9 protein-coding genes are annotated in these 10,142 nt (G+C 37.4%); 1 reads left to right on the top strand and 8 read right to left on the bottom strand.

Annotation, left to right across the window (positions count from 1 at the left end; genetic code table 11):
• Nucleotides 1–1,390, top strand: a 1,390-nt coding sequence (locus tag RQ763_RS05325) for a bifunctional diguanylate cyclase/phosphodiesterase (protein WP_314151619.1), incomplete at its 5' end; no start/stop codon positions are given.
• Nucleotides 1,391–1,408: 18 nt separating this feature from the next.
• Here the strand turns inward: RQ763_RS05325 and RQ763_RS05320 are convergent.
• From RQ763_RS05320 to RQ763_RS05285, 8 genes are all read right to left on the bottom strand, one after another.
• Complete coding sequence (locus RQ763_RS05320) at nt 1,409–2,293, bottom strand: sulfurtransferase (RefSeq protein WP_314151617.1); 885 nt, start codon at nt 2,291–2,293, stop codon at nt 1,409–1,411.
• Between the two features lie 154 nt (nt 2,294–2,447).
• The gene (thrC, locus tag RQ763_RS05315) at nt 2,448–3,920 is read right to left on the bottom strand and encodes a threonine synthase (RefSeq protein ID WP_314151616.1); all 1,473 of its coding nucleotides are present in this window, start codon (nt 3,918–3,920) and stop codon (nt 2,448–2,450) included.
• 67 nt (nt 3,921–3,987) lie between these two features.
• Complete coding sequence (locus tag RQ763_RS05310; protein ID WP_314151615.1) at nt 3,988–5,211, bottom strand: murein hydrolase activator EnvC family protein; 1,224 nt, start codon at nt 5,209–5,211, stop codon at nt 3,988–3,990.
• Nucleotides 5,208–6,020, bottom strand: coding sequence for a cell division protein FtsX (locus tag RQ763_RS05305; RefSeq protein ID WP_294931124.1), 813 nt, complete (start codon nt 6,018–6,020; stop codon nt 5,208–5,210). Before RQ763_RS05305 ends, RQ763_RS05310 begins: the two co-directional genes overlap by 4 nt.
• Nucleotides 6,007–6,678, bottom strand: a complete 672-nt coding sequence (locus RQ763_RS05300; protein ID WP_294931121.1) for a cell division ATP-binding protein FtsE — start codon at nt 6,676–6,678, stop codon at nt 6,007–6,009. The genes RQ763_RS05305 and RQ763_RS05300 overlap by 14 nt, the downstream gene beginning before the upstream one ends.
• Complete coding sequence (trmB, locus tag RQ763_RS05295; protein WP_314151614.1) at nt 6,671–7,843, bottom strand: tRNA (guanosine(46)-N7)-methyltransferase TrmB; 1,173 nt, start codon at nt 7,841–7,843, stop codon at nt 6,671–6,673. The genes RQ763_RS05300 and trmB overlap by 8 nt, the downstream gene beginning before the upstream one ends.
• Nucleotides 7,844–7,854: 11 nt before the next feature.
• Nucleotides 7,855–9,216, bottom strand: coding sequence for a hypothetical protein (locus RQ763_RS05290; RefSeq protein WP_314151613.1), 1,362 nt, complete (start codon nt 9,214–9,216; stop codon nt 7,855–7,857).
• A complete protein-coding gene (locus RQ763_RS05285; RefSeq protein WP_314151620.1) occupies nt 9,164–10,135 on the bottom strand; it encodes an RluA family pseudouridine synthase in 972 nt (323 codons plus the stop codon). Before RQ763_RS05285 ends, RQ763_RS05290 begins: the two co-directional genes overlap by 53 nt.
• Nucleotides 10,136–10,142: the final 7 nt, after the last annotated feature.

The following is a 10,142-nucleotide window of genomic DNA, read 5'->3' as shown; positions in this document are numbered from 1 at the left end:
GGAGACTATAAGCAGTAAAAAGGTCTGGAGAGGGAGAATAAAAAACAAAAAGAAAAATTCAGACTACTATATAGTAGATACTGTTATCGCTCCGATTTTAGACTCTGATTCAAATATCAAAGAGTATCTCTCCATAAGATATGACGTAACCCAGATAGTAAAAAAACAAAAAAAGATTCAAGAGCTGGCTTATACGGATATTTTAACCGGAACAAACAATAGACTCAGCCTCAATAAAATACTTATTTCATCAAAAAAAGAGCAGATCAATATGGCTCTTATCGATATAAACAGGTTTCATGAGATAAACGATTTTTATGGAGAAAAAATCGGTGACAAGGTTATAAAGAGCTTTGCAAAACAGATTCAAAAGAGTCTTGATGAAGAGTATAAAATCTTTCGTTTGCAGGGGGATGAATTTGTTATTTTAAACAGTAGTTGCTCAAAAGAGATTTTTACGGACAAAATGCTAAAACTAAGCGCTCAGCTCAATGGCCAAGAGTTGATAATAGATAACGAAACATTCAATATTGACACAACTTTGGCACTCTCATTTGAAAAAGCGTATCATCTTCTCTCCAGCGTAAATTCGGCAAGCAGATATGCAAAACACAAGGGATTATCATCTAATATCTATACTCCTCAAACATCGTTTGAACATGAATATAAATCAAATATAGAGTGGACTTACAAAATCAAAAAAGCTCTACATGAAGATAGGTTTACTATATTTTTCCAACCCATTGTAGATACTAAAACAAAAAAGATTTTTAAATATGAGGCGCTTGTAAGGATGATAGGCGAAGATAGAGAAATTATTTCGCCTTTTTTCTTTCTGGAGAAAGCAAAAAAATCAAACCAGTACACTCAGATAACAAAAGTTGTAATAGAAAAAGCCATGAGTGCCGTAGATGAGAGAGAAATTAGTTGCGGCATAAACATAACGTTGGAAGATATTGAGTCTGAATCAACAAAAGAGTTCATATTTGAGAGTCTGAAAAAATGTAAAAATCCGCAAAATATATATTTTGAACTTGTCGAATCTGAAGGGATAGAAAATTTTGAAGAGGTAGAAGAGTTTATAAAAGAGGTAAAATCATACGGCTGCTCTTTAGCAATAGATGATTTTGGAACCGGCTACAGCAACTTTGAGTATCTTTTAAAGCTAAATGCCGACACGGTAAAAATTGACGGCTCTCTCATAAAAGATATAGATACAAATCAAGATAAGTACGACATCGTAAAAACTATCGTGATGTTCGCTAAAATCAAAAAACTTTCAGTTGTCGCAGAGTTTGTAAGTAGTGAGTCTATCTATAAAACGATAGACTCACTTGATATTGATTTCTGCCAAGGCTACTACTTTGGTGAGCCAAAACCTCTAAACTAAAGATCTAGAGGAAACTGCCTATCTAGCAAATACCTCATAAGTATATTTAACCATAGGAGTCTCTTTAGAGTTCCCCCACTCTTTCATAGATGCATCATAAAGTCTTACATGTTTATAACCTAGAACTCCGCTAAGTACAAAATAGTTAAACGACGTCTCCAATCCTCCCGTACAGTAGACCAGAACCTCGCTCTCTTTATCAAGCTTATATCCGTCTCTAAAAAGTGCTTCAAGTTTTTTGATATCTTTTAACATATAGTTGTTATCTATTGAATAGTTCCAAGAGTAGCTCATTGCTCCGCTTATATGACCGTCTCTCTCAACGGTATCTGTTGGAGTAATTCCAAGATATTTATCTGCAGGTCTTGCATCTATCATCGGCAGTTTATTGAGCTTTTGCATAACATAAGCTTTGTCGGCAACAAGCCTGCTATCTATTTTTACAATGTAATCCGATTTTTCAACACTATTAACCTGATCGCTTAATTCATAACCGCTCTCTCTCCAGCTGCTCATTCCGCCGTTTAAAATAGCAACATCTTTTATGCCGTGATAATTAAGTGCCCAGAAGATATATGTAGATTTTAAAAGATCCATAGGTGAAGAGATAGGAGCATAAAGCACGACTTTGCTCTCTTTGTCAATTCCGAGTTTTCTAATCTCATCTTGAATCTCTTGGCTTGAGCGAACAAGCAGATAGTTCTCTTGTGCGACTCTCCACTTTCCTATTGAACTATTTTGAGCATTTGGAATGTGTTCAAGCAGATAATCATCAGGCTCCGAGACATGCACTACTCTTAAGTTTTTATCTGCCAAATTCTTCTTTAACCATTCAGCGCTTACAATCGGCTCCATAGCAAATGCACTGATAGAAATCAGTAACAATACAACTAACTTTTTCATAAAAAACCTTTGTTGAAATTTACACATATTGTAGATAATTGAAGCTTAATGATAAGTGGTATCAATTTTGTAGTTATTTTATTTTGCTAAATAATCAGATTGAAGTTTTAAACCCACATCTGTATAAAAGATGCAGATTTGCAAAGGTGGCTCTCTAGAGGAATTTCAAAATCTCTTTTTCTATATCCTCTTTTTCTATAACAGTATCTTGAACAACCTTCTTGCTAAAGAGCTCTCTTATCATGTCAGGTATTTTTAAGTTCGCCTCTTTAGAGATAGAAACAAGAGCTTTTAAATCCTCTCCATCGATTTCACCCGTTAATGCATTTGCGATAACAGGAGAGAACTTTGTCCACTCTGCCGTTGAGTACGCAATTGTTTTTATATTCTCTTTTGTGCATGTCTCATAAGATTTCATACATGTTGCGGTATGTGGGTCCATCAGGTAGCCGTTTTTATAGAAAGTATCTTTTATATACTTTTTACCCTCATCTCCGTTGCAGAAATCAGCATCAAAACTTTTTTGAAGATATGTGAGCTCCTCAGATGTCAACTCGTAAAAGCTACTCTCTTCAAGGCTCTGCATCAACTCTTTTGTTCTCTTATATCCGAACATATCATACAAAATTCTCTCAACATTCGATGATTTTAGTATATCCATCGCAGGGGATGTCGTATTTACTACATGAGAGTCTCTTAGATCATACTTTCCTGTTTTTATAAGCTTTGTTAAAACATTGTTCTCATTTGAGGAGATGATGATTTTCTCAACAGGAAGTCCCATCTTCCACGCATAATATGCGCCCAAAGCATTTCCAAAATTTCCGCTTGGTACATTTAGGTAAACTTTCTCGCCCATAGTTATAGCACTTTGACGAACAAGCTCCAAGTAGCTGTGGATATGATAGATGATCTGGAAAATAATGCGCCCAAAGTTTACAGAGTTTGCAGCTGAGAGTAGTATGTTTTTCTCTTTTAGTGCCTTTTTAAATTCACTGGAAGAGAGAAGTCTCTTAAGCGCATTTTGTGCATCATCAAAAACACCGTTTATTCCGATAACCTTCAAGTTTTTTGCATCTTCTGTTACCATCTGAAGTCTCTGCACATCACTGGTTCCGCCCTCAGGATATAGACATGCTACTTGAACATTCGCTCTGTTTTTAAAAGTCTCTAGTGCTGCGGGACCCGTATCACCGCTTGTTGCAGCAAGAATAAGATAGTTCTCACCTCTTTTTTGCGCGATTGAAGAGAGAACTATACCAAATGGCTGAAGCGCCATATCTTTAAATGCGCGGGTCGGTCCATGGTAGAGCTCGCTGATATAGAGATCCTCTTTTACTTTTACCACCGGTACCGGATTTGCAGGATTATCAAACTTATCATAGAGGTTTAGGGCATCTTTAATAACGTCTCTATCTATATCTATCTCAAAATGTTCTAAAACATCAAATGCCAACTCTTTGTATGAAGAGTTTAGATGTTTGGTCAAAAAACTCTCTCCGAGCTCTGGTAGACTTTCGGGAACGTAAAGACCGCCGAATGAAGCTATGGGGCTTAAGATTGCCTCTGAGAATGTAACACTTTTGGGACTGTTTTCATCGCATCCGCGGGTTTGAATAAAGTTCATTTTTTCACATACCTAAAATTTTTTTTGCAATTATACCTAAAATTAATAGCTAACGTTAATCTCTAGCCTACTGAAAGAGCCCTATAGGATTTATATGAAATGACTTCTGCGTAACCTCAAAAATCAACTCATCGCTTACGCGCCCTATCGTATAGCCCTTTTTGATTCTTTTGCCTTTTTGAATATCGGGAGCTATCTGAGATAGATTTGCATATATCGTATGCAGACCGTCATCATGTTCGATGATTACTATATTATCAAGGATTGGAGTCCTGTCCGCAAATATAACTTTACCGTTAAAGACCGTTTTGACTTTTGCATTTTTCTCGCTCGGCTGCAGCGATATCGACTCATTAAAGACTTTTATGCCGTAGATCGGGTCGGTGTATGTTCCATACTCTTTTGTAATCTTATAAGGCTCAAACGGCGGAATTGTTTTTTTGCCGGTATATTTTTTCGTCTTAGCTGCTTGATAGCTGCTTCCATGATTTTTAACCTTTGGAAGGTCTTTATCGCCAACAATATCTTTTGCATCAAAAGCCTCTTTTCTTGCTGCCTCTTCCTGCGCCTTTTTTATCTCATCTATCTTTATAATATTTAACTGCGAGAGAGTTTTCTTTAGCATATCCTGCTTATTAAAGACCTCTTTTAGCTTCTTTTTGTAAGATGCTTTTGCGACCTCGAGCTTTTTAAGCGAAGCTTCATTCTCCCTTTGAGTACGTAACAGCTCTTTTCTTTTGTCATCAATATTTTTAATAGCAGCTTCGAGCGAGCTGACCTTAGAGTTTAGAACTTCAATATTTTTTGAATTGTTATAAAATTTTTCGTTAAGCTCTTTTATCTTCTCTTTAGCCGCTTTAAGCATCAACTCTAAAACTTCATACTCCATCATGGACTCTGCGCTGGCACTGTACTCCTCTTCAAGTATAATGGACAGGGAGACGCTTTGCGCTATTGTGAAGACAAGCTCCTCTTCAAGCTCCTGCGTCTCCTTTTTGAGATTCTGCTGAGAACTCTTTAACTCTTCAAGCTCTTTTGCGTTTTCACCGTAGCTCCCCTCTTTTTCCAAGAGCTCCTCTTTGAGCCGCTTAAGATGCTCTTGCTGCTGAGCAATCTCTCTTCTTTGCTTTATTATCGCCTGAGCGGTTTCGTTCATTTTTTTGTTTATATCTTCTTGCGTTTTTGCAAAAGAGCTTATCTCAGAGCTTGTTTTTGCTATTTTAGTATCCACGCTCGTTTTTGCATCTAAGTACAAATATGCCAATGAAAAGAGTAAAAATAAACGAATCATGCCTCTTCTTTATGCCCTAAAACAATCAGAGACGCAAGAATAATCGATATAGACATAGCGACTCCCAAAATAAGCATAAAATCATCTACTTGATCAAATATCACTATACTGATTCCAATGTTATTAAACTGCTCTAAAACAAAAGGAGATGATGAGAGATAGACAAAGACTCCAAATGCCAAAACACTTGCAATAAGTGCATCAACGATAGCAAGCCTAAATAAAACCGCTGAACGAAGCCATAAAGCAGCGCCAAAAAGCCCCATAATGCTCATTCTCTCATTGTGTTTATACTGCCAGATTCTAAGCTCTTTTATAATCAACAAAACCGTAACCACAAGCACGACAACGGCAAAAAGAGCAACTACGTTTTTAAAGAGCGTGAGAAGCTTATATGTCGTATCATGCGTGTGTGAAAAATCTTCTACTTTTTTTATTGAGCTGTTTTTAAGCAGATCGTTTCTTAGACTTTTAACCTCACCAGGAGTTGGATAGTGCGTTAGGCTTAGTTTATAAAACTTAGGCATGATGAGCTTTAAAAGCTCGACATTAGAACTTTTCATATCACTGCTGAGCCTATCTATAACCGAATCCGGCGAAAGCTCTTTTGCAGCTGCGATTATGCTGTTTATTGCCAGTATCTCACTGTGCTGCAACTCTTTTGTACTAACTGCTATAACGGAGTAGTTATTGGCAAGATTTACTTTATACGCCTCAATGGAGCGTTCAGCTATAAGATAGGCCTGCATTGAGAAGAGTATGCTCAAAAGTGCTATTACAAGTGAGAAGTGATTTTTAACAGACTTCATGAATACTCCCATACTCTATATGAAAATGTTTGTACTCAACGCGAAGCGTCTTTGGAATGTTGTGTGTCACGACAATAACGGTAGTATTTAGCTGAGTGTTTGCACCCTCCAAGAGATTCCAAATAAGCTCCGAGGAGTACTCATCAAGGTTTCCCGTAGGCTCATCTGCCAAAATCAGAACAGGATTGTGTGCAAGCGCTCTTGCCATTGCAACTCTTTGCTGTTCGCCACCGCTGAGTTCGAGTGGAAACTTGCCCGACTGATGATTCAGCCTTACATGCTTTAGAAGTTTGTCAACCTGGTTATTTGCAACGCTCTTCACATAACCGTTAATAAGAAGAGGAAGCATAATGTTTTTGTCAATTGTCCACTCTTTTATAAGTTTATAGTCTTGAAAAACTATCCCGATATGGCGTCTTAAAAAATTAAGTCTTGAGCGCGAAACACCTTTGAGTTCAACTCCTCCAACTATCAAAGAGCCGCTTTTTGATTTCAGGGCTCCATAAAGCGACTTTAAAAGCGTTGATTTGCCGCTTCCGCTTGCGCCTGTTATAAAAACAAAGCTCCCCGAGTCAATTGAAAAGTTAGCCTTGTTGATAATAGTCTCACTGCTAGAGTATGCCAGTGATAGATCTTTGGCTACTATGACTTTATCCATGAAGCACCTTGTTTAAAAATTGATGCGCAATCAGATTGCTTTTTGACTTTAGCGGCAGAGCGGGATAATAATGTGCCTCTTTGCCTCTAATAACAACATAAAGATGTTCGGGTTTGTCAAAACTACCCATGGAGAGACGTACCATAATTCCATCCCTTAGGCTGTATGTTCTCTCAAAGTGCATAAATCCGCCATCAAATTTTTGTACTTTTTTGTGAAGTTTTAAAATATCTTCACTCAAGAGACGCACATCAAGAAAGTCAAAATCTCCCTCTAGTTCCAGTTCTGGAGACTCTTCATCGTTTATCATAGTTACGTCATAGATGTTTTTCTCCATCTTTCTCCATCTATCTTCATACTTGCTCGTTATGGCAATATCTCTGTTTTTATTTATATGAAGAGTAGTTTTGTTAAATGCGATAAAGGTCTCATACGAGTAGGCGTAATAGTTCTCACTATCGGTACGAAGTTCTAAAGTTCCGCCGACTTTAAGTATGCGCCTAGCCTCCTCTATAAAAGTAGTTGATATTACTCTTCTATGGGGTTTTTTGTCCCATGGAACAGGAAAATGAACATAAATTTTTTCTACAATATTTGAAGGAACAAGCTCCATAAAAAGCCTTGCGTCATAACTAAGCAGAAGAATATTCTCAAGTTTTTTGATGGCTATCTGTTTTAAAACCTGCTCAATTGATGGATGATGAATCTCTATACCGATGAAGAGTATCTCAGGATTCTTTATGGCTTGATGCAGAAGGTGTCGTCCTGAACCAAAACCGACCTCAATCCTAATCTCTCTATCTTTTGGAAAATTCTCCGCAAAATAGCTTATCTCTTTTAGGGCGGTTACCTCTTGAAGATGGATGTTTTTTTGATTTTGAGGCACATTAGAAGAGAGCACATTCAACTCAGCCGCTTTTGCATACGTCAAGAGTGCTTTATGCACATTATATATAGAAGCTGGTTTCGTGAGCTTGTCTACCTTTAGAAGGGCTCTTCCCTCCTCCTCTTTTAAGAGCAAAAAGAACTCATCATCTTCTACAGTTGTGGAAATTAGCTTCTCTTCTTTATGATTAATATTGTCTGCTATAAAATTAAACGAGACTCCATCGCTATTTGATGGAAATCCTATCTCCCTAAACTCTTCTATATGTAGATGCGGCATTCATTCTCGTTTTAGTTAAAATCTTGTAATGGAACTATTACGTCTTCTTTTGGTTCTGTTACACTCTCGCTTTTTTGCTGAGGAATCTTCTCTGCATTATTTATAGAGTTTACAATGGCTGCTTCTTCAACATTAAGCTCAATCTCTATGCTCGGCTCTGACTTTATGCCGTTTGCATCAACTGAAAAAACTCTATAGTAGTAAGTTTTACCCGCTTCTATCTCAGAGTCTACAAACTGTGAACCCTTAATTTTTTCAAAATCTTCTATAGAGCTCTCTACAAGGCTTTTTTTGTATCTTTTTTGCACATTGTAGCTCTTAACTCTTGCATCCGAATTACTCCATGAGAGTACTACTTTGCCCTTTATAAGCTTTGCTTCGACCATTGATGGAGTATTTGGTTTGATCAGCGTCTTCCCTAAAGCCGAGTGATTACTATGAATACTCTCTAGCTTATCTTTATCAAAAACGCTAACTCTATAAAAGTACTCTTTTCCATCCTCCTCTATTAGATCAACATATGAATTATTTTTAGTATCTATAACCATACTATAGCTTCCGTTGATATTAGAAGATCTATAAACTCTGTAAACCAAAAAATCTGGAGCGTCACTCTTCTCCCACTTGATCTCGATTCTTCTAGGAAGATCCATCGAAGCAGTTATCTGAGTTATCTCTTTTGGAAGCTCTTTTGTAACAACTTTGACCTCTTGGCTAGGATTTGAGAGAAGGTTGTCGAAAGTAAGTGCGCGAATGCGATACTTATATGTAAAGTTATCTTTTAAATCTTTATCTATAAACTCAGCATTGAGTCGTCCATTAACCGTCGCTATATCCCTCCAACTATCCTCTTGAAGAGTTTTTCTTTGAATTACATATCCCTTTACCTTTTGGTTTATATGCGGTCTCCAGATTATTTTCGCACTTCTTGGCATGCTCTCAATACTGTGTATCCAGCTTACAGACTCCATTGGCGGAAGAGAAGTCATTGTTGTAATATCACTTTTTCTAGACTCTGCAGTTTCACTATATGTTTTAAAATAGTAGCCATATTTTGAACTCGGCTTTATATTAGTATCTAGATAGTGCGTAGAAAAACGGTTCTCAACCGTATCATAGTACTCGTTTTGTTTCTCTTTTGGATCATCGAGATTTATTTTATAGATAAAAATACCCTTTACACGCGGGTCTTCTATGCGCTCCCACTCTAACGCGATTGCATTCGCGTCAACAATAGTCCCATTCTTTGTAAGCTTTACCATAGGCAGAGACTCATCTATAACCGCATCTTTTTTTGGCGTAGGTTTTAGCGCACAACCGCTAAGAATTAGTAGGGAAGCTGTGCATAATGTAACTAGTGTCCATAACTTCATTTATTTGCTCCGTATTGAATTTTTTATTTATATAGTCCATCATCTGCTCATCAGGCAGTACGCTAAACGTTAGTAACTCTTTACTCGTAGGATGAATAAAGTATATTATGTATGCATGAAGCAAAATACGTTCCGACTTCTCTTGTTTTGGGCTTTGAGCATAAATATGATCACCAACTATATGGCGGTTCATGCTCTCTAAGTGAACACGTATCTGATGCGTTCTTCCCGTTGAGAGCTTACATGCAATAAATTGGTTTTTCTCATCACTGCTTAGGGCAAGATTCTTAAATTGCGTCTTTGCGTACTTCCCATGCTCAAGACATGCCATCTTAAGTCTGTTATGAACACTTCTGGCAATTGGAAGTTCTATCTCCGTAATATCATCTTTTAGCGGAGGGGTAATAACTGCAAGGTAGTATCTTCCCATACTTTTATCTTGAAGCTGCTCGGATAAAAATTCATGAGAAGCGTTGTTCTTCGCTATAACCATAGTTCCGCTTGTCCCTTTATCGAGTCTGTGAACTATCCCGTGACGCTCTTCTCCGCTTATAGTGGAGAGTCGGATGCCTTTATGCTTTAGCCAATCGACTAAAGTTGCCTCTTTTACGCTAGGTGCGGGATGTACTGTAAGTCCGGTTGGTTTGTTTATAACCAAAACATCATCGTCCTCGTAGAGTATCTCTACGTTAAAATCAATATCTAGCGCCTCTTTTACCTCTGGCTCTGGAAATGTAACTTTTACTACTTGATTCTCTTTTAGTTTAACGCCGCTGCGAGAGACTATTTTTCCCTCAACTTCTACGCACTCTTTTTTAATTAAACTGGCGATTTGTGAGCGGCTCTGCCCAATTTGTGACGTTAAAAATGTATCTAAACGCTCTGGATTCTCGCAAACATAACTCTGTGTATTATTCATATTATTA

Source organism: Sulfurimonas sp., assembly GCF_032250635.1.
Classification (GTDB): domain Bacteria; phylum Campylobacterota; class Campylobacteria; order Campylobacterales; family Sulfurimonadaceae; genus Sulfurimonas.
Note: the sequence above shows the minus strand (reverse complement) of the source record. Positions and strands in the feature narration are given on the sequence as shown.

Excerpts from the sequence above, each read along its gene's own strand:
- RQ763_RS05320 (WP_314151617.1), bottom strand. The coding sequence starts at position 2,293 with ATGAAAAAGTTAGTTGTATTGTTACTGATTTCTATCAGTGCATTTGCT.
- trmB (WP_314151614.1), bottom strand. The coding sequence starts at position 7,843 with ATGCCGCATCTACATATAGAAGAGTTTAGGGAGATAGGATTTCCATCA.
- RQ763_RS05285 (WP_314151620.1), bottom strand. The coding sequence starts at position 10,135 with ATGAATAATACACAGAGTTATGTTTGCGAGAATCCAGAGCGTTTAGAT.
- thrC (WP_314151616.1), bottom strand. The coding sequence starts at position 3,920 with ATGAACTTTATTCAAACCCGCGGATGCGATGAAAACAGTCCCAAAAGT.
- RQ763_RS05310 (WP_314151615.1), bottom strand. The coding sequence starts at position 5,211 with ATGATTCGTTTATTTTTACTCTTTTCATTGGCATATTTGTACTTAGAT.
- RQ763_RS05300 (WP_294931121.1), bottom strand. The coding sequence starts at position 6,678 with ATGGATAAAGTCATAGTAGCCAAAGATCTATCACTGGCATACTCTAGC.
- RQ763_RS05290 (WP_314151613.1), bottom strand. The coding sequence starts at position 9,216 with ATGAAGTTATGGACACTAGTTACATTATGCACAGCTTCCCTACTAATT.
- RQ763_RS05305 (WP_294931124.1), bottom strand. The coding sequence starts at position 6,020 with ATGAAGTCTGTTAAAAATCACTTCTCACTTGTAATAGCACTTTTGAGC.